The sequence below is a fragment of the Pseudomonas sp. Irchel s3b5 genome, assembly GCF_900187435.1.
GTDB lineage: Bacteria > Pseudomonadota > Gammaproteobacteria > Pseudomonadales > Pseudomonadaceae > Aquipseudomonas.
Genome location: NZ_FYDY01000012.1, coordinates 1 through 26,246, shown reverse-complemented (window position 1 = coordinate 26,246; position 26,246 = coordinate 1). Strand labels below are relative to the sequence as shown.

At 58.1% G+C, this 26,246-nt stretch carries 13 protein-coding genes and 3 pseudogenes; 9 read left to right on the top strand and 7 right to left on the bottom strand.

Going from position 1 to position 26,246, the window contains the following annotated elements:
* Positions 1-92: 92 nt before the first annotated feature.
* The 4 genes from CKW15_RS14860 to CKW15_RS28365 form a co-directional block, all read right to left on the bottom strand.
* Positions 93-755, bottom strand: a complete 663-nt coding sequence (locus CKW15_RS14860) for a hypothetical protein (protein WP_095152344.1) — start codon at positions 753-755, stop codon at positions 93-95.
* A gap of 667 nt (positions 756-1,422) precedes the next feature.
* Positions 1,423-2,052, bottom strand: a complete 630-nt coding sequence (locus CKW15_RS14855) for a replication/maintenance protein RepL (RefSeq protein ID WP_256583212.1) — start codon at positions 2,050-2,052, stop codon at positions 1,423-1,425.
* 454 nt (positions 2,053-2,506) lie between these two features.
* A complete protein-coding gene (locus tag CKW15_RS14850) occupies positions 2,507-3,967 on the bottom strand; it encodes a site-specific integrase (RefSeq protein WP_095152343.1) in 1,461 nt (486 codons plus the stop codon).
* 334 nt (positions 3,968-4,301) lie between these two features.
* Positions 4,302-4,439, bottom strand: coding sequence for a hypothetical protein (locus tag CKW15_RS28365; RefSeq protein ID WP_159953401.1), 138 nt, complete (start codon positions 4,437-4,439; stop codon positions 4,302-4,304).
* A 294-nt stretch (positions 4,440-4,733) separates the two neighbouring features.
* Between CKW15_RS28365 and CKW15_RS14845 the strand changes: the two genes are divergently transcribed.
* From CKW15_RS14845 to CKW15_RS28765, 6 genes and pseudogenes are all read left to right on the top strand, one after another.
* Entirely contained in the window at positions 4,734-7,418 is a 2,685-nt protein-coding gene (locus CKW15_RS14845) for an EAL domain-containing protein (RefSeq protein WP_095059127.1), read from the top strand.
* A gap of 29 nt (positions 7,419-7,447) precedes the next feature.
* Positions 7,448-7,543, top strand: a pseudogene (locus CKW15_RS29075) (universal stress protein); the annotation flags it as partial.
* A gap of 156 nt (positions 7,544-7,699) precedes the next feature.
* The gene (locus tag CKW15_RS14840; protein ID WP_095152342.1) at positions 7,700-21,616 is read left to right on the top strand and encodes an autotransporter-associated beta strand repeat-containing protein; all 13,917 of its coding nucleotides are present in this window, start codon (positions 7,700-7,702) and stop codon (positions 21,614-21,616) included.
* Positions 21,617-21,885: 269 nt separating this feature from the next.
* A complete protein-coding gene (locus CKW15_RS14835; RefSeq protein WP_095152358.1) occupies positions 21,886-22,068 on the top strand; it encodes a hypothetical protein in 183 nt (60 codons plus the stop codon).
* Between the two features lie 106 nt (positions 22,069-22,174).
* Positions 22,175-22,495 carry a YbjQ family protein gene (locus tag CKW15_RS14830; RefSeq protein ID WP_095059129.1) on the top strand — a complete coding sequence of 107 codons (321 nt, stop codon included), beginning with the start codon at positions 22,175-22,177 and terminating at the stop codon, positions 22,493-22,495.
* 147 nt (positions 22,496-22,642) lie between these two features.
* A complete protein-coding gene (locus CKW15_RS28765) occupies positions 22,643-22,831 on the top strand; it encodes a hypothetical protein (protein ID WP_095152341.1) in 189 nt (62 codons plus the stop codon).
* Positions 22,832-22,871: 40 nt separating this feature from the next.
* Here the strand turns inward: CKW15_RS28765 and CKW15_RS14820 are convergent.
* Positions 22,872-23,090 (bottom strand): annotated as a pseudogene (locus CKW15_RS14820) (IS4 family transposase); the annotation flags it as partial.
* Between the two features lie 490 nt (positions 23,091-23,580).
* On the opposite strand from CKW15_RS14820, the gene CKW15_RS14815 reads away from it, so the two are divergent.
* The 3 genes from CKW15_RS14815 to CKW15_RS14805 all read left to right on the top strand — a co-directional run bounded on the left by CKW15_RS14815 (position 23,581) and on the right by CKW15_RS14805 (position 24,940).
* On the top strand, positions 23,581-23,949 hold the full coding sequence (locus CKW15_RS14815; RefSeq protein WP_095059132.1) for a bacteriocin: 369 nt from the start codon (positions 23,581-23,583) through the stop codon (positions 23,947-23,949).
* 111 nt (positions 23,950-24,060) lie between these two features.
* Positions 24,061-24,528: a glycine zipper domain-containing protein gene (locus tag CKW15_RS14810; RefSeq protein ID WP_095152340.1), complete on the top strand. Its 468-nt coding sequence runs from the start codon at positions 24,061-24,063 to the stop codon at positions 24,526-24,528.
* Positions 24,529-24,727: 199 nt separating this feature from the next.
* On the top strand, positions 24,728-24,940 hold the full coding sequence (locus CKW15_RS14805; RefSeq protein WP_095152339.1) for a hypothetical protein: 213 nt from the start codon (positions 24,728-24,730) through the stop codon (positions 24,938-24,940).
* Between the two features lie 139 nt (positions 24,941-25,079).
* On the opposite strand, the gene CKW15_RS14800 is transcribed toward CKW15_RS14805, so the two are convergent.
* The gene (locus CKW15_RS14800) at positions 25,080-25,478 is read right to left on the bottom strand and encodes a hypothetical protein (RefSeq protein WP_095152338.1); all 399 of its coding nucleotides are present in this window, start codon (positions 25,476-25,478) and stop codon (positions 25,080-25,082) included.
* A 3-nt stretch (positions 25,479-25,481) separates the two neighbouring features.
* A pseudogene (locus CKW15_RS28945) lies at positions 25,482-26,246 on the bottom strand (RHS repeat-associated core domain-containing protein); the annotation flags it as partial.

Below are 26,246 nucleotides of genomic sequence, written 5' to 3'. Positions count from 1 at the left end.
TGATATGCACACGCCTCTTTCGCTCCGCCTTCTATGTCGTTCGACAAAATTTAAATTTCGGTATTGATAAAGTTCATACGGCTGTTTGAAAGTCAAATCTGCTCACTATATAATAGTTCCATAGAGCTGATTAGTTGGTTGATGTTCGCTGGATGCACAGAAAAGCCTCCCGTGACAAAGTGAGAATAGCCATTTTCAGTCTCAAAAACAAAACTCTCAACAAACTCGTTATACTCTTTCGAGGTGCCCTTTAAACCCCTGTCAGCAAGAAGGATAAATACCTTTGTAACGCAGTTAAAAACACAAGGGTTAATATCAATAACTCGCCCCCAAACTTTGAAGACCTCGCAAAATGCCTCTTCTGTTTTGTCCCTGTATTTTGATGCTACACCCTGCAATGCTTCCCTGCATGAGTCCTCGGATACTAGGCACGCATACAGCAAGTCTGTCGGAACTGCCAAGCCATCCAAGTGCTTAATTCGTAGCACGTTTTGTACTTCGCTTTGATGGTGAAAATAATTCCTCAGCGCTTTTAGTGCGATGTATTCTGGTAAATCAAACATGACTCGCCCAAACTTGGAATTTAGCTTGTCATCCAGACTATGTAAGCTTGTCAGTAGGTTGAATAAAGAGTCCATTGTCCAGCTTTCGCAGTATCCATAGTAAGTCCGAAATAGGCGATCAATAGCTGGTGTTAGTGTGTTCACTATAATGACTCTTTTGTTGGTGTTTGGTGTCAGCCAGTAGCGTAACATGAATTCGTTTTCCTGAGTAAAACTCAGTCACAAGCATCGCCCTTGATTGTGCAGTTCGTTAATTCCGTAAAGGCGGATCACCTTCGACCTATCGGTCGGGCGTTGCACCAACACAACATCTACACAAGTCCAGGCTCTTGCCTTTGATCTTATTTTTGGTAGGTGCAAAGTAGTTAGTGACAGTTAACAATAGTATCCCGTTCAAGCCTTGCTTGGATGGTTGCACGTCAAGGCGGCAAGCCTTGGAAGTTAGGGGATGATATTTATATATCATCATCCACTAGCCATGTTGATTAAGTCAGCCTGTAAGCGACGCTTACATGGAGCATCCATCATGCTGCGCATAGCAGTACATCAAGATCAAGATCAAGATCAAGATCAACAAGCTTTGATGTGTGTTGATTCATTGATTGAATGGTGTGCTGATCCAGCATCGTGATGATGCAGGCAGGTGCGTAACTGTGGACGTTCCGTCCCAATAGGTTTGTAGCTTGCCAAGCTTCGCTTGATCGTGTCCAGCGCTGTAAGCTGTCGCTTACCGCAGAGTTCCTTCGTCGTGAGTCTCCGAAGAAACTGCTTTTATATAATAGGACTTTTGTAAAACCCTTTAGTTACGTGGCTTACAGGCGGTTTCTTGCGTAATTTTTTCAAAAAATCTACGTATTCGCTACGCAGCCAAATTGATGCATCGCCCCCGCTCATTCGCGTCTTCCAGTCTTGAAGACAGCCCGTCCACAGGGCGATACCAGTCTTTGAGGTAAGCTTCACGCGTAGAGTCAGAGCCCCTGAAAACGAGTCGAGGGTTGATTACGAGCTTGATTTCACCCGAACGTATGTTGCCATGTCGCGAGGTGGTCACACGCAACAGATTCACCTCTTCCAAGACCTTCAACTTCTTCATCAGATTTGACTCAGCAGTGCCTAACGCCTTTGCCAAGCTGGCTTGTGTGATGAAGATGACATTGCGGTACACCACGAGCTGACGCAGTGCTTCCAGAAGTCGTTGCTGGGGCAGCGTGATGCGACAGTCGATCCCACTGCGGCACCAGACACCACGGGCATAGTCCACTTCATCGTGTAGTGGGTGCAAGGTATGTGCAGGTAGTTTGCGTCTGTCAACAAACGTCAAGTAGCGTTCAAAATCGTCCACGCTTCGGCAGTCGCGAAGACTCGGCTGATAGTCAGCAGGGGTGGAAAAGACTGATAGTTTATGAACCTCTCCCGTGAGCGTGTCTACTACAAGACCTTCAACGGTGATCAGGTTTTTCGAGGTGATAGCGGGGGTCATGTTGCTCATAATGGTTCTCCTGTTCAGTTCTGTTCAATAGGCGTTACCTCGGTATTGCCGGTTAGTGTTGGTAAACGACGGACACAGAAAAGCCCCCGTGCAAGGCACTGCGTTAACAGTGGTCGCGTGGAGGCTTCTTCGTGATGTCGGTCTGCTCGTCGCAGAAGTCGGGGATTTTACGCAAAGTAGTTGTGTGTGTCAACCAGATAGTGTAGGGGAGGCCGCTGCACGATATTTTTGCCGCTTAGAGCATCCAATGCGTGTAAAACCAATTTCTAGCGGAGAGAAAGCGTCCTGCTTAGTTAAAGCAGCCATGTAAGTCCGTAAACACTGGGCGGAACGGAAGTGGGTGCTTAGAGCATGACGAAAGTGCTGTAGGTTTTACCGGAGTTTATCGAGGGTTTTCGATGGTTTTGTAACTGTTAAAAAGCAGCCTCGAAACTCCTTCCGTTGATGCTTGGCCTCAAGCAAGAGTGGGAAGTTTGGAGATTGCTGCCAGCTTCTGTACCGCGCTTGCACCTTTTGAATATACGTCGTGCGTCACTGAGCCCGTTTCATGCCCAACCAGTTCTTTCGCCAAAGCGTCTGGTACGTCAGCCCTGATCAGCTCAGTAACTACGGTATGACGGAAGCCGTGGAAGACGTGGAGCTTGCTGAAGCCTGCTGTTGTACGCAATCTGCCAAACGCCTTGGATATCGCGTGTGAGCGTTTGCCATAGTGATCGTGTGAATTGGTGGGGATGAGGAAGGTATCGGTGGAGTCTTCACTCAGACGATCAATGGTGAGCAACAAGCTTGGATGAATCGGCACTACACGTTTGCTCGCTTTGCTCTTGCTTTTCGGGAAGTCGAAGCACGGGATGCCGTCAATAGTGACCACGTTGTCTTTGTTGAGTCGGCAAAGCTCTTCGATCCTGGCCCCGGTGTACCAGCCCAGTGCGATGAGGTCCGCAAGCGGTTTATCCCCATTATCCAGTGCGGCTTGATGCAGCTTGAGGGTATCAGCACGGGTGTAGATTTCCCTGTCTTGGCCTGCTGTCTCAGAGCCTCCGCCCTGTGGCAGTTCATGGCCTATGAACGGATTTACCTTGTCCTTGTATTCTTCACGCCAAGCAGCGTCGTACTTCATGGCCCACTTCCAGAACGCAGTACCAGCCATGAGGTATTGGCTAAGAGTCTTGGGTGCCCGGTCCAGCGATTTGAGCCAGTTATCCACAGTGTCGAAGTTGAGAGGCAGTTCCTCTTTCTTGAGAAAGTCTGACAGCCGCTCCATCTTCCCCACTTGCTGATCGACGTGCTTTGCCGCGCCACCACGACTCTCTCTGAACTCTCGGTAGGTCTTCAGGCGAGCTTTGGTAATGGGGGATGCAGGCTTGAAACTGGAAGGGCTGCCTGTCAAGGCGTCCAGTTCTGTTCGCTGCGTTGCAGTCAACTGATAGTTCCTTACGAGCTGGGCAGGAACCATCCGTTTGAACAGGTGAGCAAGGTTATCCTCGAATTGGATTTGGCCCGCCAGACCATTTTTCATTTTGTCGGTAACCAGTTTGGTGGCGAACGCGACCATTTTGGGATCAGCCTCCATCTTCGCCAACATCTCAGGGTCATGCGGTGGAAGGTCCGGCACTGTCTCCCCAATCAGTTTACGTTTCTGTTCAAGTGCAATCTGGTCGAGCTGCTCTAACTGGGAAATGACGCCTTCTTGCCAGTCTTCCGGTAAGGCTCGTTTCTCGCGTGCTGCTGTAATCGCTGCTTTCCAGCCGGCCAGAATGCTCAGGCGTCGAGTCATGGCTTCAGACCGTAACCCAGTCTTCAGTGACTGAATCAGAACGGATTTCCCACCCATGGCTTTTCGCACATCAACAGGCACTGCCAGTCGCACGTACCACGTGGATTCGCCTTTCTTCTGGATCAGGTTGTCTGGCATTGGAGGGCCGTAAGGTGGGGGAGTGGTACAGCGGATTGTACTACTCAATTGTACTACTATGCACGCTGAAAGCCCCGTAGTACGGCGGTTGTTGGTCGAAAGGGTCGTTAAATTAGAATCTCTCCTTCACCGCCAAATTTAAACCTAAAGGCCCCGTTTTACGGGGCTTTTTTGTGCTCGCTGTATTTTGTTCCCCATCTGGATTTCGTTGATTTTCGCTCTGTGAACTCTGTCCTGCTTTCCGCCGGAGGCGTCACCCATTATTGCGGCGTGTGGGATTTTCTTCCGTGGCTCAATTGGCAGGTAGTTTTTCCGCACGCGTCTCTGTTTGCGCTCAAATCAACCTTTCGCTGACAACGTCATGCTCAAACGCAATGAAGTTGAGCGACCTCTGCACCCCCGTCATCCGCTTTTCGATCTCTCGACGTGCATCAGCCTCGTCGCCATTGAAAGGGGTGTGATTGATTTCCATCGACGATTCCCACATCACTAGCAGCTCCACGTGACGCCGATCTTGCGGAAGCAGACGGTCGCACGCACCCAGACATCGGTGTTTTCTCCGCTGTCCTTGCTCCGATTGAGACTGCGCTTTGACCACTTTTGCGACGAGTCTGTCTACCCGTGCGAATCATGGAAAAGATCAATTTGCGCGTCGCTACGCAAAAAACTGTTGAGTACTTCATTTTTTTGACGCCAAGTATTTTCTGACCGACTAATCTAAGAACAGACCTGCAATGCCCCCAATTGGATTTGTCGAGGCTTTCTCATGCAGTGGCGTTCACATTCCTTAGCGGTCCGTCTTACGGCAGGTATTGTTTCCATCATTTTGTTCGTCTACGCGCTGGCTGGCCTGGCGCTTTACCAGAGCAAACAACAGCATGAACTTCAAGCGATCATCACAACAGAGAACCTGGCGCGGTCCTTGTCAATCAACGTCTCTGGCATCCTTGATAAAGTTGATGTCGCCCTGTTCGCGGTCACCAGCGAAATCGAGCGGCAAATGGCTGCCGGAGGCATTGATGGGCCGTTGCTCAACGGGTATCTGACACAGCAGCAGGCGCATATTCGGGATTGCGAAGGGCTGTGGGTGGCGGACGAGAAAGGTAATGTCCCTTGGGGTACGTTAATGACCGCCGGCAAGATAACGAATATAACCGACCGAGAGTATTTCCAACGCCTGCGTGAGAATTCGCATCTGGGAATGGTCGTATCCAAGCCTGTGATAGGACGCACCACAAAAGCCTGGTCGGTCCTCCTGTCCAGACGCATCAACCACGCTGATGGCTCCTTTGCAGGTGTGGCGCTGGGCTCGTTGCGAATGATGGAGTATTTCACCGACATGTTTTCCACTATTGATGTTGGGAAACAAGGGGTCATCGCTATTCGTGATGAGGAGATGGCGCTCATCGTCCGGTTTCCGAAAGTAGCCAATGATAGCGGGCAAGTTGGCGCCAGGCTGGTTTCAGCCGAGGCTACAGAAGCGACTCGATCGTCCCCGGAGGCCGGGAGTTACACCGCCGTGGCTCCAGTAGATGGCATCGAGCGACTCTACAGCTATCGAAAAATTGCTAATTACCCTCTGTATGTTTTTGTCGCAAAAAGCACCGACGACTTTCTTGCTCCCTGGCGAAAGGAAGTGGTTATCACACTTTTGCTGGTGGCAGTTTTCACCCTGGCCATTCTTGTTTTCACGCGTACCAGCTATCGACGTGAAACTGAATCGCGTAAGGCGAAAAAAATGGAGGTCTTTCGTACCGTGTTCCGCACCAGCCCGGATAGTCAAGTCATCACCCGCCTTGAGGATGGGCGACTACTTGAGGTCAATGACGGATTTACACCCGTATTTGGCTGGACACGGGAAGATACTATTGGCAAAACGGTTTTTGATATCGATATCTGGCGCTACCCGGAAGAGCGTCACACGTCGGTTCGTCTCTTGCAGCAAAACGGATATTTCATTGATCGTGAAGCTGAATTTGTCAGCAAGGATGGCCGAACGTGGCCCGGTCTGGTTTCGGCGCACGTGATGACCCTGGATGACACTTTGTGCATTCAGGCGATCGTCCGGGACATTAGCGATCGAAAGGCTGCCGAGCAGCAGATCCAACGGCTATCGTTCTCTGACCAGCTCACGGGATTGCCCAATCGCCGACTCTTTATGGATCGACTGGAGCAAGCATTGATTTCGAGTGCTCGCCATCAATGGATCGGTGCATTGATGTTCGTCGATCTCGATGATTTCAAGTCAATCAATGAAACCATGGGGCATGGCCAGGGTGACTTGTTTCTAATTGAAATCGCCCACCGATTGAGGCGTTGTGTGCGGGAGGGCGATACCGTCGCCCGCCTTGGAGGCGACAAATTCGCTCTTATTCTGGAAAGCCAGAGCGCCAATACTCAGGAGGCGGCGAGCCATGCTGAAAGCATTGGCGAAATAGCTTTGCGGAAGATCGAGCATCCTTATGAACTGTGCACATCCATCCTGCACCGAACGGGCAGCATAGGTATCACTCTGTTCGGCGAACAGCATGAGGATGCAAGCGAGCCCTTGAAGCGCGCCGAGTTGGCTATGTACCAGGCCAAAGCCTGCGGACGCAACGTCTTGCGCTTTTTTGACCCACAGATGCAGGCGATCGTCAGCGCTCGAATCGCACTTGAGGATGGCTTGCGCGAGGCGATCAAACAACACCAAATCCTGCTGCACTATCAACCGCAGATCACGGACCAAGGTCGCATTACAGGGGTGGAAGCGTTGGTGCGCTGGGAAGACCCGCGCGGCGGTATGATTTTTCCGGCAGATTTCATTCCACTGGCAGAGGCGAGCGGCTTGATTATTCCGCTAGGCCAGCAGGTGTTGAAGATGGCCTGTCAGCAGTTGGCGGTATGGGCAGATAGAACCGAATTCTCGCACCTGAGCATCGCCGTCAACGTCAGTACTCGGCAGTTTAATCAGGATGACTTTGTCGAACAAATACGGTCTGTGCTCAAGCGCTGCGGTGCCAATCCTCATCGTCTCAAGCTGGAGATTACTGAAAGTATGCTGGTCTCCAACGTCGAGGATGTGATTGCCAAGATGAATGCGTTGAAGTCCATCGGCGTTGGATTTTCGCTGGACGACTTTGGCACCGGTTATTCCTCCCTGGCGTATCTCAAGCGCCTGCCGCTGGACCAGCTCAAGATCGACCAGGAATTTGTCCGCGATATCCTGGTGGACCCAAACGACGCTGCAATCGCCAAGACGGTGGTCGCATTAGCACGCAGTATGAGCTTGTCGGTCATTGCTGAGGGGGTGGAAACGCAAGCTCAGCGCGACATGTTGGCGGATTTGGGTTGCCGTAACTATCAGGGGTATTTATTTGGTCACCCCATGGCAGTAGATGCATTAGAGGATTACATCGAAAGCGGAATGGACCTCGTCCTTACAGATCGCTCGGGGTATCAGCGTAAGTGAGGCCCCCATAGTCCTGTAGCGGGTTTTGACCCGACAAAGCGCTGGCCGACTTTGCCGGGCATCACCGAACCGATGTAATCGTGATGAGAAATGCGCATCGCAAGGGGCTGGGAAAATGGGTGGGTGTACGGGCTATTCGCACATTTTCAGAATTTTCTTAGTGATATATCTGCCTGGATTTGACGTATCGGCGTGCACTGGGTGCGTGTGGTTGTCAGCACGTACGTGTTGAGCGGGCAACTCGACAGGGCACAACCCAATAAGAAAAAAAGGGAAAGATCATGAATCATGTATTTCGCCTTGTCTGGAGTGCACGTTCAGGTACTTTCGTAGCCGTCAGCGAGCATGCGAAGTCCCATGGTAAAGGTCGCCGCGGTGGGCGGCGGGTTCGCAGGCTCCGGACGCTGGCCTTGTTGTTGTCGGCGGGCATGGCGTTCAGCCCCATACTGCAGGCGGCCGATCGGTATTGGGATACCAGCGGCACGACACTGGGCTCGGGGGGGACCGGCACCTGGAATCTCTCCAGCGCTTTTTGGAGCCCCAACAACGACGGCGTCAGCGGCCCCTACAGCGTCTGGAACAACGTCGCACTGGACGACGCCTTCTTCGGTGGTACCGCCGGCACCGTGACCTTGGGCACACCGATCACCGTGCACAACCTCACCTTTCAAACCACCGGTTACACGCTCAGCGGCAGCACCCTGACCCTGGGGGGAATCACGCCCACCATCAACGTTACTGGCGGCGCCACCATCAACTCGATCCTGGCGGGCAGCGCGGGTCTGACCAAGGCGGGGGCCGGTACCCTCACCCTCAACGGCGCCAACACCTTTAGCGGTGGTGTCGTGGTCAATACCGGCGGCCTGGCCCTCAACGGCGATTCTGCGCTGGGTGCGGCGGGCAACGGTGTCACTATGGCCGGCGGCACAAGCTTGAGCAGCACCGGTGCCCTCGCAGCGAGCCGGAACATCACCCTCACCAGCGGGACTCTCTTGCTGAGCGGCGCAGGAGTCGGCTCGGCCCGCTTCACCGGCGCCGGCGGGCTCAGACTCAATGGCGGTGTCAGCCTCACCAACGCCGCCAGCAACTATACCGGGGCGACCATTTTCGGTAACGGGAATGGCGGCAGCTTTTCGTTCAACTCCATCGCCGATCTGGGCGTGGCCAGTTCCCTGGGGGCGCCAACGACGGTGGCCAATGGCACCATCACACTTGGGTCCGGCGGTGGTGTTGGTGCAACTCTGAGCTATTTCGGTGCCGGCAGCAGTTCCAACCGCAACTGGCAACTCAGCGCCGCGGGCACCGTAGCGCCGCTCACCTTCCGCAACATAGGGACAGGCACGTTGACACTGACCGGCAACATGGTCGTGTCCGGTGGCAGTAACTTTGGCACCAGCTTCAGTGCCAATAACGCCGACATGTCATTGCTGGGCATCATTTCAGGCAATGGGTCGGTCTCCTATACCGGTGGCGCCGGAAGAACCATCACGCTTGGCAACGTCAATACGTATACGACCGCCACCGGCATCAGCGGCGTAACCGTACGGGCCGGCTCGCTCAAGGACACTGGCACCGCCAGTTCCTTTGGCACCGGCACGGGTGGTGGCATCGGTATCACCAATGGCGCCTTGTCTTACACTGGCGCTGGCGATAACAGCAATCGGACATGGGGGCTCAACGGCGGCGCGATCAACAATGACGGCACCGGCGCGCTTGCGCTCAGCGGCACCCTGGCACTCACCAACACCGGCACGCTCGGCGGAAGCTACACGGGGGCCGACAACCTCCTCTCGGGCGTCATCTCGGGTACGGGCGGCCTGGCCAAGAGCGGCGCCTCCACGTGGCTGGTCAGTGGCGCCAATACCTACACCGGTAGCACCACGGTCAATAGCGGCACGCTTCGCGCCGGCAGCACCACGGCCTTTGGAGCAACCAGTGGGGTTGCCGTGAACAGCGGCGGTACGCTGGATCTCAACGATCTGGACATCACGGTGCGCTCGTTGACTGGTACGGGCGGCACCGTCGACCTGGGATCGGGGACGCTGAACCTGAGCGATGCTGCGGGTATCAGTACCGCCTACGCCGGCAACATCACCGGCAGCGGTGGCCTCGTCAAGACCGGGGCCAGCACGCAAACCCTCACCGGGACCAACACCTATACGGGTGCGACCACGATCAACGGCGGCACGCTGCGGTTGGACTACGGTGCAGCCACCGCGCCCACCAGCAACATCATTTCCAGCGCCTCGACCCTGAACATGGGCGGCGGGGTGCTCAATGTGATCGGTGCCGCTGGCGAGGCCAATACACAGACGTTCAACGGTCTCCTCGTCACCGCAGGCAACAACACGATTGGCGCGACATCCGGCACCGGTGGCAGCATGACGCTTAACCTGGGAGCGATCACCCGCACCGACGGACTGGTTAACTTCAACTTGCCGGGCAGTGGCAACATCACCACCACCAATACCACCCTGGGCGGTTGGGCCACGGTCAACGGCACCAATTATGCCAAGGTGGTCGGTGGCAACATCCTTGCCTTCACCACGACGGACTATGTCAACAAGGACGATGCTTCCGCCTGGCTGAACAACGAGATCCTCAGCGATGCCGGTGGCACTGCGAACTCGCCCTTTTTCGGCACGGTGAGCGGCAGCAAGCAAATCGGCGGCTTGCAGTACACCGCGGCAGCCAACTCCACCGTGACCGTGGGCGCCGGTAATACCCTGGGTGTGGATGGCACCATCATCGTTGCGCCGTCGGTCGGGGCCAGCAATCAGACGATCACGGGCGGTTCGCTCACCGGTACCTCCGGCGGTGGTGTGTTGGGCATCCAGCAGAACGGCACCGGCAACTTCAGCATAGGGTCCCAGATCGTCGACAACGGCACCGGGATCGGCTTCACCAAGGCCGGTACCGGGCTGGTCACACTGACCAACGCCAACAACACCTACACCGGCGCCACCACCGTGTCGCAGGGGATCCTCTCGGTCGGCAACATTACCAACGGCGGCACCGCGAGCGGCATCGGCGCCTCGTCCTCGGCATCGTCCAATCTGTTGCTGGAAGGCAGCACGCTGCGCTACACCGGTGCCACGACGACCAGCGACCGCGGTTTCACCCTTGCCAAATCCGGCTCGATCCTGGGCAGTATCGTCGATGTCACCAGTGCCACCAGCAACCTGACGTTCAACGGTCCGGTCACCAGCGCCGATGGCGCCACGTTCACCAAGACCGGCGCCGGCACGCTGACGCTGGGCAACGCGGGCAACGACTACACCGGCATCACCACTGTCTCCGGCGGCACACTGGCGGTCAACACCCTGGCCAATGGCGGTCTGGTCAGCGGCATCGGTGCGTCCGGCAATGCTTCTGGCAGTCTCGTCCTTAATGGCGGCACGCTCGGTTACCTCGGTGGTACGACCAGCACTGACCGTGGTTTCACCCTCGGCACGCCCGGTGCTGGCGGCAGCGTGGGTGCCATTGGCGTGAGCAACGCTGCCACGACCCTGACCATCAGTGGTACGGCAGTGGGTGATGACGGTTTTCGCAAGGACGGGCCGGGCACTCTGGTGCTCTCCGGCACCAATACCTACTCGGGCGGTACCACGGTCGCTGCCGGCACGCTGCGCGCTGGGTCCACCCAGGCTTTTGGCACTTCAAACAACGGCCTGAGCGTGGCGAGCGGAGCCACGGCGGATCTCAACGGTTTCAATATCTCGGTCGGGGCGCTACAGGGCCTCGGCAATGTGAACCTGGGCTCCGCCACGCTAACGTCGCTTCTCAGCGGGACCTTCGGCGGGGTCATCAGCGGTAGTGGCGGCTTTACGCAGGGCGGCGGCACCCAGACCATGTCCGGTTGCAACAATACGTACACCGGCGCCACCGCCATGAACAACGGTGGGATTAGCGTTGATTGTCTGGCCAATGGCGGGCAGGCAAGCGGTATCGGCGCATCGACCAGCGCTGCTTCCAACGTTCTGTTCAACAGCGGTACTCTCAATTACACCGGTGGCAACGTCAGCATCGATCGCGGGCTGACGATGCAGAGCGGGTTTGGCGTGCTTAATGTCACCAATGCGGCGACCACCCTGGGCATCAGCGGAGCGGTGGGCGGCGCCGGCACCCTGTACAAGAGAGGGCCCGGCACGCTGGTGCTGTCCGGTAACAATACGTACACCGGCGGCACAGTGGTCGATCAGACCGGCATCCTGCGGGCCGGCTCAGCCACGGCCTTTGGCAATGGCTACCTGAGCATGGGCAACGTGGCCGGCGCCACGCTGGATGCCAACGGTTTCAATCAGTCGTTCACGTGGTTGCAAGGGGGGGGCACCACGGGCGGCAACATCAACCTGGGCGGACAGACACTGACAATCAGTCAGGGTAACAATACGGCTGGCGTTGCCTATGCAGGCAACATCATTGGCGCCGGTAACCTGGTCAAGAGTGGCGCGCAGGTCCAGCGAATGACCGGATGCAACAACAGCTACACCGGCACCACTACCATCAATGGCGGCACCCTGGCCGTCGACTGCCTGGCCGACGGCGGCAGCAACAGTGGCACCGGCGCCAGCAGTGCGGCCGCAAGCAACCTGCTCATCAACAATGGCGCCACCCTGTCGTACAGCGGCGCGGGCCAAAGCAGCGATCGCCTGTTCACGCTCGGCACGGGCGGTGGCTCGCTGGATTCCTCGGGCACAGGAGCATTGAACCTGACCAACGTCGGCGCTATTGCGTTGACCGGCACCGGCGTCGCGCGCACGTTGACGCTCAACGGTACCAACACCGGCAACAACACGCTGTCGGCGCAGCTCGACAACAACGGTGCGGGCGTCAGCTCGCTGACCAAGACCGGCACCGGCACCTGGATCCTGACCAACAACACCAGCAACTACACCGGTGTCACCACCATCAACGGCGGCGTGCTCGGGGTCAGCAAACTCAGCAATGGCGGCACGGCCAGCGGTATCGGCGCGGCGTCCAGTGCGGCCGCCAACCTGGTGATTGGCAACGGCTCGACCTTGCGCTACACCGGCGCGGGCGACAGCAGTGATCGACTGTTCACGCTGGCGGGCGGCGTTTCGTTCCTCGAATCGTCCGGTACGGGCGCGATCAACCTCACCAATCCCGGCACGATCGGGCTATCGAATCCGAACGTGGCGCGCACCGTCGCCCTGGGCGGCACCAACACCGGTAACAACACCGTGGCCGGCGTGATCGGCAACAGCGGCACCGGCATTACCACGCTGGCCAAAAACGGCAGCGGCACTTGGGTCCTGACTGGCAACAACACGTACACCGGCAACACCGTCATCAACGACGGCAACCTGACGATCGGCGACGGCAACACGTCGGGCAATCTCGGCACCGGCAACGTGATCGTCGATTCGGCGACCTCGACGTTGTCGATGAATCGCAGTGATACGGTCATCTTCAACGCCACCATGAGCGGTCCGGGCACCTTTGCGCAGGTCGGTACCGGCACCACCACGCTGACCGCGGGCAACAGTATCGGCGCCACCACGGTGAGCGCGGGCACGCTGGACGTGAATGGCGTGCTGAACACCGGTTCCATCGCCATGAGCGGTACCTCCACCCTGAACGTGGACGGCACCGTGCAGGTGGCGGGCGCAACGACTGCCGCGATCACCGGCGACGCAGGCGCTAACACGATCAACGTCAACACCGGTGCGACCCTGCACACCAACGGCGACTTGGGCGATGGCAGTGATGCCCTCACGGTGACCGGCACGCTGGACACGGGTGCTGCGGTGTTGAACCTGGGAGCAGGCAACGACACCCTGACCATCAATGACGGAGTGATCAACGGCGCCGGCGTCGACGCGGGTGCCGGCACCGCCGACAGCCTGGTGATCAACAACGCCCTGGCGAAGACCTTCGGTGGTTTCAGTGGCTTCGAGCAACTGACCAAGCAGAACACGGGCACGCTGACGCTGACCGGCAACCAGAGCTACAGCGCCGGTACCGCGATCAACGGCGGTACGCTGGATGTGAGCGGTACGTTCGATACCTCGACCGTCTCGATGGCGGACGCCACCACCTTGAACGTGGATGGCACAGTGCAGGGCATGGGCGGGACGATTACAACCCTCACCGGCAGCGCCGGCGCCAACACCCTCAACATCAACGTCGGGGCGACGCTGCAAGCAAACGGCAGCCTGGGCGACGGTACCGACAACGTCACCCTCGCAGGTACGCTCAACACCGATGGCGCCGCCCTCGACCTGGGAGCGGGGGACGAAACCTTGACCCTGCATGACGGCGCCGTGATCAGCGGCGTGGGTATCGATGCCGGAGCCGGCAATGACCAGTTGGTGCTCGACAATGCCCTGGCACTGACCTTCAACGGCGGTGCGACTGCGGGCTTCGAAAGCCTGCTCAAGCAGAACAGCGGCGTCACCACCATGACCGGCAGTCAGAGCTTCAGTGCCGGAACCACGATCAACGGCGGCGCACTGGATGTGGTGGGTGCGCTGGAAACGCCCACCGTGGCACTGGCGGACGACACGACGCTCAATGTCAATGGCTCACTGCAGAGTGTTGGCGGAGCAGCGGCCACGATCACCGGCAGTGCCGGCGCGAATACCTTGACGGTGGGGGCTGGCGGCAACCTGGTCGCCAGTGGCGATCTGGGTGGCGGCGACGATGTCCTGGACGTGGCCGGCACGCTCGATACCGATGGCGGTACTTTCGCACTCGGCGACGGCGATGACACGCTGAGCATCCACGACGGCACTCACATCATCGGCGCCGTGACGGCGGGTGCGGGCACCGATACTTTCGCCACTGATATCAATACCAGTGCAGACGTGGGCGCCGTGCAAGGGTTTGAAACCCTGACCAAGACCGGCGTCGGCGCACTCAACTTCAATGGCCCGACGGGTTCGGACTTCACGACCGTCAACGTGCTGGCCGGCATCTTGAACATCAATGCCGCGGCCAGCTTTACCGGGGTATCCGAGGCGACGGTCGCCAGCGGCGCGGCGCTGAACGTGAACGGCAGCCTGGGTTTCACCACAGGTTCTGACAGCTTCACCGTTGCAGGCGATGTTGCGGGGACAGGCACCGTCGACTTGCTCGATGGCGACGATCAGTTAACGCTACAGGATGGCGCGGATCTAAGCGGTCTGACGACCTCGATCGACGGTGGCCTCGGCATCGATACGCTGACGGCCGACATCGCCACCACCGCGGCCCTGGGGGGCGCGGTCAATTTCGAAACCCTGATCAAATCCAATGTCGGCACGCTCAACATCAACGGGCCGGTGACTTCGCAGTTCGATACGGTGCTGGTGCAGGGCGGGACGCTGTACATCGCTGCGGGTACCGTCGTCGATCCGCAGACCACCGTGGTGTCCTCGGGCGCGACAATGACCGTGGACGGGACGTACCAAGGCACCACGGGCAACGACACCTTCACGGTGTCGGGCACGGTCAATGGCACGGGCACGATCAACCTGCTCGACGGCGACGACATACTGACCTTGAACGACGGCGCTGACCTGAGCGGGCTGGCCAATCCACTCGACGGTGACGCGCATGGCGCAGGCGACACGGTGGTGTTGAACAACGCCGGCGCATTTGCCCTCAACGGCGGCAACATCGTCAACTTCGAATTCCTGCAGAAGGACAACACCGGCACGGCGACGCTGACCGGGACACAGAGCTTCAGCGGCGGCACGGCGATCAATGGCGGCACGCTGGATGTGGACGGAGCGCTGACTACGCTGACCATGACGCTTGCCGACAACACGACGCTTAATGTCAATGGTTCATTGCAGGGCGCGGGTGGTACGGCCACGACGATCACTGGCAGCGCCGGCATCAATACGGTGACGGTCGATGGCACGCTGGTCGCGACCGGCGACCTTGGGGCCAGCGACGATGTGCTCGACGTGGTCGGTACGCTCGACACGCAGGGCGGGAGCTTCGCGCTGGGCGATGGCGACGACACCTTTACCGTGCACGACGGCACCAATGTCATCGGCACTATCGACGGGGGTGCCGGCGTGGATACTCGCGTCTACGACATCAATCTAACCGCCGACCTGGGCCAACTGGTCAACTTCGAAGGTGTGACCAAGACCGGTACCGGCACTCTCAACCTCAACGGCCCCGGCGCGACCGATCTGCAGGAAGTCAGCGTGCTGGGCGGTACGTTGAACATCGGATCCGCCGGCAGCGTGGTGGCGACCCTGGGCAGCACGCTCACCACGGTAGTGGGCAGTGGTGCGACCTTGAACGTCGACGGCAGCTACGGTTGCGGCGACGGCAACGATGCCATGACGGTGTCCGGCACGGTGTCGGGTTCCGGCACCATCGACCTGTGTGACGGCGATGACACGCTGACCCTCAACGATGGCGCAGTACTGAGCAACGTCGTCAGCGGCGGCAACGCCAGCGATACCGTCGTGCTGAACAACGCCAACGCCTTTACGTTCGACGCTGGCAACACGACCAACTTCGAGTTCCTGCAGAAGGAAAACACGGGAATTGCGACCCTGATCGGAACCCAGGGTTTCAACAGCGTCGATGTGATGGCAGGCACGCTGGATGTGGACGGCACGCTGGAGACGTCGACTTTGGTTCTGTTTGGCGGCACGGCACTCAACGTTGACGGCGTGGTGCGAGGCTTCAATGGCGCCGAAGTGTTTCTCGGCGGTGATGATGACGTCAACACGGTAACGGTCGGGGCCGGCGGCTTACTGTTTGCGGCAGGCGACTTGGCGGGCGGCAACGACGTGCTGGACGTGTTCGGTGAACTCGACACGAATGGCAGCGGCTTCAGCGGCGTGCTTTCGCTGGGCGCCGGCGACGATCTGTTCACCCTGCACGACGGGGCGGTGGTGGATGGCGTCGTCTACGGCAGCGATGGCACCGACACCGCCATCGCCGATATCAACCTGACTGCCGATCTCGGCGCACTGGTTCAGTTTGAGGTCCTGACCAAGACCGGCACCGGCATCCTGAACATCAATGGCGATACCGTTGACGTGTTGTTCCCGTCCACCATCCAGAACATCAACGTGCTGGAGGGCACGTTGAACATCGGGCCGGATGGCATCGTGGAGGGGCCCGCCGACGGGAGTCCGCTCAATACGCTCGTTACGAGTGGCGCCACCCTCAATGTGGACGGCAGCTATGGCTGCGGCACCGGCAACGACACGATGACCGTGGGCGGCACGGTGACGGGCAGCGGCACCATCGACCTGTGTGACGGCGACGACACGCTGATCCTGAACGACGGCGCGAATCTGTCGGGTCTGGTCAATGCGCTGAGTGGCGGAAACGGAACGGATACGGTGTTGGCCGACATCGCCGGCAGTGCGATCCTGGGTGGTGTAGTCAACTTCGAGACGCTGACCAAGACCAACATCGGCACGCTCAATGTCGATGGCCCGGCGTCTTCGTCGTTCACCACGGTCAATGTCCTCGGCGGCACACTGGATGTCGGTGCCGCCGGCGCGATCAACGGCGTGGTCACCACGACGGTGGCAAGCGGCGCGACCTTGAATGTCGATGGCGTCTACACAGGCAGCGCGGGTAACGACAGCGTCGACGTGTCCGGCACGGTCAGCGGCAGTGGCACCATCGACCTGGCTGCCGGCGACGACACGCTGACCCTCAACGACGGTGCGGCGCTGAACAACGTCATCGACGGCGGCGCACATGGCGCAGGCGACACTGTCGTGCTGAACAACGCCAACGCGCTGAGCTTCAACGCCGGCAACACGATCAACTTCGAACTCCTTCAGAAGGACAACACCGGCACGGCGACACTGACCGGCACACAGAGCTTCATTGGCGGCACCACCATCAATAGCGGCACGCTGGATGTGGACGGTGTGCTGAGTACGCCGACAGTGGCGCTTGCCGACAACACGACGCTCAATGTCGATGGTTCGCTGCAAGACACGGGCGGCACGGCCGCGACGATCACCGGCAGTGCGGGCATTAACACCGTCACTGTGGGGGCGGGCGGAACGTTGCTCGCCAGCGGCGACCTGGGCGCCGGCAACGATGTGCTCGATGTACTCGGCACGGTTGACACGCAGGGCGCAATCTTCACTCTGGGCGATGGCGACGATACCTTCACCGTGCACGACGGCACCAATATCATCGGCACCATCGACGGTGGCGCCGGCCTGGACACCCGCATCTACGACATCAACCTGACCGCCGACCTGGGCACGCTGGTCAACTTCGAAGGTGTGACCAAGACCGGTGTCGGCACCCTCAACATCAACGGCCCCGCCGCGACCAACCTGCTGCAAGTCGATGTACTCGGCGGCACGCTGAACATCGGGCCAAGCGCCACGGTATCGGCACAGGACACCACGGTCGCCAACGGCGCGACGTTGAACGTGGACGGCAGCTTCACCGGCACGAGCGGTAACGACACAATGACCGTAGCCGGCAGGCTGACAGGCACGGGCCCCGTTGATCTGCTCGACGGCGACGACACCTTCACTGTCCAGGACGGCGCCGATCTTTCGGGCCTGGCGAATGCCGTAGACGGTGGGGTGGGTACCGATACCTTCCTGGCGGACATTGCAGGCAACGCCACGCTGGGCGGCGCGATCAATTTCGAGACCCTGACCAAGAGCAACATCGGCACACTCCACGTCGATGGGCCGGCGAGCTCGAGCTTCACTGCCGTCAATGTGGCGGGTGGCACGCTGGACATCGGTGCCGGCGGTGCGATCAACGGCGTGGTCACCACGACGGTGGCGAGCGGCACGACGTTGAATGTCGATGGCGTCTACACGGGCAGCGCGGGCAACGACAGCTTCAACCTGTCCGGTACGGTCAGCGGCAGTGGCACCATCGACCTGGCTGCCGGCGACGATACGCTGACCCTCAATGATGGCGCGGTGCTGAACAACGTCATCGACGGCGGCGCAAACGGCGCAGGCGACACCGTCGTATTGAACAATGCAGCGGCGATGACGTTCGATAGCAGCAATACGACCAACTTCGAATTCCTCACCAAGGACAACGTTGGCGTCGCGACCCTGGCCGGCACCAGTACCTTCTCCGGTGGTACCGCGCTCAATGCCGGCACCCTGGACGTGGATGGCACGTTGAATACGCCGAGCGTCGCGCTGGGTGATAACACCACGCTGAATGTCGACGGCAGGTTGCAGGCGGTCGGCGGCACGGCGGCGACGATCACCGGCAACGCCGGCACCAATACGGTGTCGATCGGCGTGGGCGGCACGCTGCTGGCCATTGGCGACCTGGGCGCGGGCAACGACGTGCTGGATGTCGCCGGCACACTCGACACCGGGGGCGGGATCTTTGCACTGGGTGATGGCGACGACAACTTTGTGGTGCACGACGCCACTGTGGTGCTGGGCACGATCGACGGCGGCGCCGGGCAGGATACCCGCGTCTACGACATCAACCTGACCACCAACCTGGGCGAATTGCTGAACTTCGAGGGTGTGACCAAGACCGGGGCCGGCGTGCTCAACATCAACGGGCCGGGCGCGACCGATCTTCAGGAAGTCAACGTGCTGGGCGGTACCCTGAATGTCGGCCCCAACGCCAGCGTGGTGGCGACCGCTGGCAGCACGCTCGCCACTGTGGTGAGCAGCGGTGCGACGTTGAATGTGGACGGCAGCTACGGCTGCGGCGCCGGCAACGACACGATGAGCGTGTCGGGCACCGTCAGTGGTAGCGGCGCCATCGATCTGTGTGGCGGCGACGATACGTTGACCCTCAACGATGGCGCGGTGCTGAACAACGTCATCGACGGTGGCGCGAACGGCGCAGGCGACACCGTCGTGTTGAACAATGTCGCGGCGATGACACTCGACGGCCTCCACACGACCAACTTCGAATTCCTCACCAAGGACAACATAGGCGTCGCGACCCTGGTCGGCACCAGTACCTTCTCCGGTGGTACCGCGCTCAATGCCGGCACCCTGGACGTGGATGGCACGTTGAATACGCCGACCGTCGCGCTGGGTGACAACACCACGCTGAATGTCGACGGCAGGTTGCAGGCGGTCGGCGGTACGGCGGCGACGATCACCGGCAACGCCGGCACCAATACGGTGTCGATCGGTGCGGGCGGCACGCTGCTGGCCAGTGGCGACCTGGGTGCGGGCAACGACGTGCTGGATGTCGCCGGCACACTCGACACCGGGGGCGGGATCTTTGCACTGGGTGATGGCGACGACACGCTGACCATCCACGATGGCACTAAAATCCTGGGCACGGTGGCAGCAGGAGCAGGCAACGACGTCTTCAATGCCGACATCGCGGCGAGCGCCGACCTGGGCGCCGTGCAGGGCTTCGAGACCCTGAGCAAGACCAATGTCGGCGTGCTCAACATCAACGGCCCGTTGGGGTCGGAATTCACCACGGTCAATGTGCTCGCCGGCACCTTGAACGTGGGCGCCAACGGCAGCGTCAAGGCGCAAAACACGACGGTCGCCGCCGGTGCCACGCTCGACGTGCAGGGCAGCTATGCGGGTACCGCCGCAGATGACAGCTTCACCTCGAGAGGCACCGTGCGCGGCATGCTGGACTTCGGTACCGGTAATGACTCGGTCAGCTTCATCGGCGGTGATTTGAGCGGTCTGCGCAGTCTGGGTGGGGGGGAAGGCGATGATCACCTCAGTTTCAGCGGTCTGGACCTCGGTACCGGTGCTCCGGCGCTGAACAATTGGGAGCGGGTCGAATTACTCGACGGCAGCGTTTTCGCGCTGGCCAGTCCACTCGACCTGAACGCTGGTCTACTGACCCTCGACAGCACTTCGCGACTGCTCGCCCGCTCCGGTGCAAGCATTGGAGGAAGCGTTCATAACGACGGCCTGATTGATGTCGGATCGCACCGTCTGGCGATCAGCGGCGACTACGGCGGTAACGGCACCCTCGACGTGCAGGTCGCGGCCTCCGCCGGTACGTCTGGTGGGTTGGACATAGGCGGTGATGTGGTCGGTTCGACGCGTGTCAATTTCGCCAACGATGGCACTGAGGCCAAGCCGGGGACAACGATCCGAGTCATCAGCAGCCCCAATGACAATCCGTCGACCGCCGGAGGCTTTGTGTCGGACAAGACCGTGCGTTTGAACGGTAGTGTCCTGGCCTGGAATTTCGCTCAGGGCGAGAATGACTCGGACTGGTATTTGAGTTCGGCCGACAAATTGCTGTTGCCGGAGATTCCCGGCTATACGGTGGTGCCGGATATCGGCTATAGCATGACTCTGGATAACAACCGACTGCTGTTTGACCGCATGGCCGGCGGCCGTGGGGATAACCCCTACTGCAACCGCAGCGAGGAAGAGCGCACGCGCATTGGTCTGGAGTGGTTCGGCACCTGCGAAGGGTTATGGCTGGCCGCCATCGGCAGTCACTTGTCGATGGAATCGAATCCGGGGTTCGAGTTCGATGGCAACAGCACGGGGCTCTATGCCGGCTACGACCACCTGTTCGTGGACGAACAGGCTTCCCGCATGCGTGGCGGTCTGTTCATCGGCCAGCAGCGGGGCAATTACTCGACCACAGGCGAGAGTTCGACCGGTCCGGTGAGTGTGGGCAGATCCGACGTGGACATGGACGCACTGGCGTTTGGCGCCTATGGAAGCCTGGATTGGCAGAGCGGCACCTATGCCGACCTGAGCCTGACGGCTCTGCTGCCCGATGCGCAGGTCCGTTCGTCCGATGGCTTCAGCGAGCAGGTGCACGGCGACATCTTGAGTCTCAGTGGACAAGTAGGGCACAGGTTTCCCCTGAGCAACGGGTGGGTAGTAGAGCCGCAGTTCCAGGCGAGTGCCATCCACATGCGCTGGGATGACAAGACCGACTCAAGCGGCAAGCAACTGAATATAAAGGACGATGTACTGGGGTTAGTGAGGACTGCGGTGCGCCTCGAAAAGACCGTCGTGACGGATGGCGGCGCGACCCTGAAGCCTTGGCTGACCGTAGGGTTGCAGGACACCCTGGGGGAAAACTCAACAAACCTGGAAGTGACACTGCCGGGCGGGACACGGCAGGACTTCTCCGGACATGACTTGGGATTGAACGCAACCCTGGATGTGGGGCTGGAGGCCCAGGTCACTCAGGATCTGAGGGTATTTGGCACGGCTTCGGTGATAGGCGCGAACCTGGGTGGCAGCGATGTGAGTCAGCAGCAGGTTAGCCTCGGAGTACGCTGGACTTGGTAAGGGGGGCTGATGGCTTATAGGATTGTCGTGGCTGTAGCTGGATATTGATTTGGCGGACTTGTTCACCGCCAAATTCGATGTAAACAAAACCCCTGGTTTCGAAAGAAGCCAGGGGTTTTGTGCGTTTGGGGCCGTAATATTTTTGCAGGACGCCAATTCGGTAGGGGTGGTCGTTTTTTCGCTTTCTGGTACAAAATGGATCAAACGGCGACGTGACGGGCACGTGCCTCTACCGGGGTGGATACACACTCGTCATGCAGGACCTCACCATGGAACAGGCGGAGCTGGAAAAGATTCATGTGGAGATCGTCAAGCTCATGGCCGAGCAGCGCAAGTTGAACGCTGAGGCTGGAAAGATGACCCGCGAGACTTTTTGGTATCCGGTGGCCGTTGCCACAGGCCTGATTGGGACTGTAGCGACTGTCACTACAGTGTTGATCAAACTTCTGTAACTCCATTTACCGAAGCCTGTAAGAAAGCGTTATCAATGGCTTCTGCAGTGGCGTGTCCTGTTAAACGCCTTGCGTGAAACCCCAGAAATCGACCAAAGGAAGCTCCATGATCACCACCACGACCCAAACCATTGAAGGCCGACAAATCACGGCTTACCTGGACATTGTCAGCGCCGAGTCTGTGCAGGGGATCAACGTTGTCCGCGACGTCTTCGCCGGGATGCGGGATATCTTTGGCGGGCGTTCCCAGACGTTGGAGCGCGCGTTGCAGGAAGCGCGGATGCAGGCCACCGACGAAATCAAGGAGCGGGCGCGCGCCCTTCATGCGGATGCGGTGGTGGGGCTGGATTTTGAGATCAGCATGCCAGCCGGCAAGGGTGGAATGGTGGTGGTGTTTGTGACCGGGACGGCGGTCAAGCTTGGATGAAACAGGGAGTAAGTCATTCGTCGGGCACGCAATGAGCTGGATGACAGGTCTGGTTGTGACCGGCTAGTCTGAAACCCTTGGTGGTCGGTATTTTTCAGGCAAATCCGGACTTGCCGGTATCGATTCCGTTTGGAGAGGGGTGAAGAGATGGCTGATCCGTATATCGAGGACGACGGTGCAGAGTTTCCGATCAACAACTATGTACAGTGTGGGCAGACCGAGTATGTAGCCAGCTTTGGTGAAGACCAGACGGAGGTCGACAGAATCAAAACCCGAGCTTGCCGAGTCCAGAAGGGCAAATTCCTACCCAAGGTTCCTGCCCCTGTCAGGAAGTAATTGACCCGAAAGCAGACCCCGCCAATGAGCGTAATGCTGTTCACTTAAGCGGAGCAGCCTTACGGTCCACCGGAAACCGGGTCTTTGAGATCTTCACCGTCCTTGGCCTCAAAGGCCTCGGACGGTGATCCAGAAACATCCCTCCTACACCCGCCCTTAGCTCTGCCAACCGCCTTCCCGTTGCTGAAATCGGATTTGCCGCAGCCATCACGATCAGTTGAACGGCGATGTATTGGCAGGCTGACTTGAAACGGATGCCTGCATAGAAAGATCCAGCGCTGAGGCTACCCATTCAACAGGAATGTTTGAGTGAAGGTACTTAGATCAGAGAAGTTGAAAAGGTCGCCGAGGTCGAGCAGGTCTTGTTGAACAGACATAAAAAATCCGATACCAGAAGTCTGGTCTCGGATTTTCTAGGAAGCCCCGCGTGAGCTCAAATGCTTAAGTGAACAGCATTACGCCAATGAGCGGGGTTTTTCTTGCCGGAAAGATTTGTAACCAGCAATCATCTGCCAGAGATTTTTCACAAAGTTTTCACAGACACCCTCGTAGTCTCAGCTCATCCGTTAGAAAGCAACACCTGGCCCGTTTCCCCAGCGGGCTTTTTTTTGTCCGCAATAAAACCTTTCCCCAAAACGCTGTCCAACGCTCGCAAAACGCGATGTTGAACCGGCGTGCTGGACATCGTCTGCACGAAAGCATTCAATCTCGCCCCTTCTTTATTTAGCTCTATTTTTGAGGTTTTCGTGATGCGTTTAACACTGCCTGCTGTGATTCTGGGGCTTTTGGTTACTCAAGGTGCAATGGCTGGCGACGGCACCGCCGCAATCGGCGGTGGTTTGGGCGGCGCACTGGGTAACGTCGTGGGTCAGAGCATGGGCGGCAGCACCGGTGCTGCGATTGGTGCTGGCGTGGCTGGCGCGGCAGGCAGTGCAGCGGCCGCCAAAAAAGGTCATCGCACCAGCGCAGCGATCGGTGGTGGTGTTGGCGCCGCGGGTGGTTCGGTGATCGGCAATAGCCTGGGCGGCAAAACCGGTTCGACCATCGGTGCAGGTCTGGGCGGTGCGTTGGGCGGCGGCGTGGGCAGCAACCTGGCCCACGGTAAAAAGGGTCACTGATCCTGATCGACTCTCGAGAAGCCCGGCTTGATGCCGGGCTTTTTCGTTTATGAACGTTTCGCGCTTTAACGCCTCAAATACTCCATACCCTGGAAGATCGTGAGGCGTGCCATGAACCCGAAAGCCCAAGGCAATAATTCTACGAGTCTGAATGTTCGACGTTTGTCGTTGCCTGCGTTTGTTTTTGGCTTGTTGATTGCCCCGGTTGCGCTGGTTGCAGGTGATGGTGATGCGGCGGTAGGCGGCGGTCTTGGCGGGGTGTTGGGTAACGTCGTCGGTGGGCAAATGGGCGGCAGCACCGGTGCAGCCATTGGCGCTGGCGTGGGCGGGGCGGCGGGCAGCGCGGTCGCGGCGCCCAAGGGCAGTCGCACAGAAGCGGCGGTTGGCGGCGGTTTGGGCTCGGCGGGTGGTTCGGTGATCGGTAACAGCCTCGGTGGCTCGACCGGGTCGGCCATCGGCGCTGGCGTGGGTGGCGCAGTGGGTGGTGCCGTCGGCAACAACCTGGGCACCGATAATGACCACTCCCATTCCGGTGGGGGTCATAAACATAAGAACAAATACAAGAATAAAAATCATTGAGCCACAGGGCTCAACAGCAGAAACCCGGCCCGGTGCCGGGTTTCTTGTTTCTGTCGCTCGGACTTCGTAGCAGTGACCTGTAGGCCGATTGATTGAGTCTTGCAGTCGAATGACCGGTTGTCTTCTGGATCGAACGCGGTCATCGCCCTGGCCCTCAAAACATCAGAGCCTGTATTTCAGGCCCCATGAGAGGTGCCAGATGAACACTGATCCGAAAGACTCCGATATCGACGAAACACCGGAGTATCCACTGCCGTCCCCTACTGATTCCTTAAGCCGCGATCAGCGTCCGCCTGATGACGAGGCAGGTGTCGAGCAAGTGCCGAACGAGGGTGTAAAGCGTGGTGATGGTGATGTTGAGGCGAATCCTGATGATCCAGATATTGCCGATGAGGACGGCTTGGGTAGGTGATTCAAAGGAAACGGATAATGCTAAGGATGATGCAGGGGGTTGATTTTTTATTTTCAAACCAAGGTTGCTGGGATTTTTAATGTCTGTAAAGAATCTAAAAGCTTATGTGGCGCATTGTTGTATTGATTATAAATAAATTTTATTTATTGGTTTTGAGTGACTTTAGCCATTTGAAAAAATACTCCTCCTGCAATTGTGGGTCGCTGACAATATCTTGGTCGTCGTAATCGAAAATATTGACAAGGTCTTTTCTCGTAGCACGGGTACATAGTTTGTGCTCATAAGCCATGATCCCCGCGCTCATCTGTGAAGACATGCTGGATGGCCGGACGTTTACCTTTGCGCCCTTACATAAAAATTTTATATGTGAGAGCTCCTTTATCATGTTTCCAAGGCATTCATAGAAGTCGAGTCCACCAAATTTTTTTGTCCAGCCGCTCTCCAGCGTTATCTGAATTGAAATTTTTTTCTCATCGCAATCCAGGCGCGCTGTCTCTAATTTACCATCTACTATTATGGGAATTTTCCTAACAGTCATTTATCACTTCCTTCGAGGATTTGGTATGGAGTATCCAATATAACTCCCATCTTTTTTCAGGGGGGTGGCGCCCATGATGTCTTCACTTTTTACTCGATCGGGAATAGCTATTTCGTCTTCATAGCTGTATGGGATGTCATTGGGGTGGAACTCTTTATTAATATCATGGCCCCATATTTTTTTCAGTGTATATACGAAGCCTTTTTTTTGTTCGATACTCTGTTCCAAAGTCAATTGCTATTTCAATATCAGTTGATGCGCTTACAAAATTGCTTGGAGGGTTTTTGTTATCCCATAGGTGGAGGAATAGATCTTTACTTTTTCCCTTGCTCACAAATCCAGCCTCGAAGACCTCATCCGGGCGACGAAGATCACCGCGGTATAAATATTCGTTCTCTTTCTTTGATGAAGGAAGCGTAGCCTCTCCATCATCAACCCCCACCCCCTTCGCCGGATCATGCTCCCCAATCGACGGCTTTTTGCACCCATCCCCCCCCGGACATTCAGCCAACCCCAACGGATCCACCCACCCCGTCGGGTTCCGCGTGTACTGATACGAATTCAACCCACCCGCCAGCTTCAGCGGATCCGGCGTCAGATAGCGTCCGATGTCCGGGTGGTAATACCGATGCCGGTTGTAGTGCAGGCCGCTTTCCGCGTCGAAGTACTGCCCCTGAAAACGCAGCGGTTGTTCCAGTTGCTCGCCGCCGCCATGAGTCAGTTGGCTGACTTTGCCGTAGGCGCTGTACTGCGCCGACCAGACGATTT

Bases quoted from the DNA above. Each gene is read 5' to 3' on its own strand.
- CKW15_RS14860 (WP_095152344.1), bottom strand. From the start codon at position 755: ATGTTACGCTACTGGCTGACACCAAACACCAACAAAAGAGTCATTATA.
- CKW15_RS14855 (WP_256583212.1), bottom strand. From the start codon at position 2,052: ATGAGCAACATGACCCCCGCTATCACCTCGAAAAACCTGATCACCGTT.
- CKW15_RS14850 (WP_095152343.1), bottom strand. From the start codon at position 3,967: ATGCCAGACAACCTGATCCAGAAGAAAGGCGAATCCACGTGGTACGTG.
- CKW15_RS28365 (WP_159953401.1), bottom strand. From the start codon at position 4,439: ATGGAAATCAATCACACCCCTTTCAATGGCGACGAGGCTGATGCACGT.
- CKW15_RS14845 (WP_095059127.1), top strand. From the start codon at position 4,734: ATGCAGTGGCGTTCACATTCCTTAGCGGTCCGTCTTACGGCAGGTATT.
- CKW15_RS14840 (WP_095152342.1), top strand. From the start codon at position 7,700: ATGAATCATGTATTTCGCCTTGTCTGGAGTGCACGTTCAGGTACTTTC.
- CKW15_RS14835 (WP_095152358.1), top strand. From the start codon at position 21,886: ATGGAACAGGCGGAGCTGGAAAAGATTCATGTGGAGATCGTCAAGCTC.
- CKW15_RS14830 (WP_095059129.1), top strand. From the start codon at position 22,175: ATGATCACCACCACGACCCAAACCATTGAAGGCCGACAAATCACGGCT.
- CKW15_RS28765 (WP_095152341.1), top strand. From the start codon at position 22,643: ATGGCTGATCCGTATATCGAGGACGACGGTGCAGAGTTTCCGATCAAC.
- CKW15_RS14815 (WP_095059132.1), top strand. From the start codon at position 23,581: ATGCGTTTAACACTGCCTGCTGTGATTCTGGGGCTTTTGGTTACTCAA.
- CKW15_RS14810 (WP_095152340.1), top strand. From the start codon at position 24,061: ATGAACCCGAAAGCCCAAGGCAATAATTCTACGAGTCTGAATGTTCGA.
- CKW15_RS14805 (WP_095152339.1), top strand. From the start codon at position 24,728: ATGAACACTGATCCGAAAGACTCCGATATCGACGAAACACCGGAGTAT.
- CKW15_RS14800 (WP_095152338.1), bottom strand. From the start codon at position 25,478: ATGACTGTTAGGAAAATTCCCATAATAGTAGATGGTAAATTAGAGACA.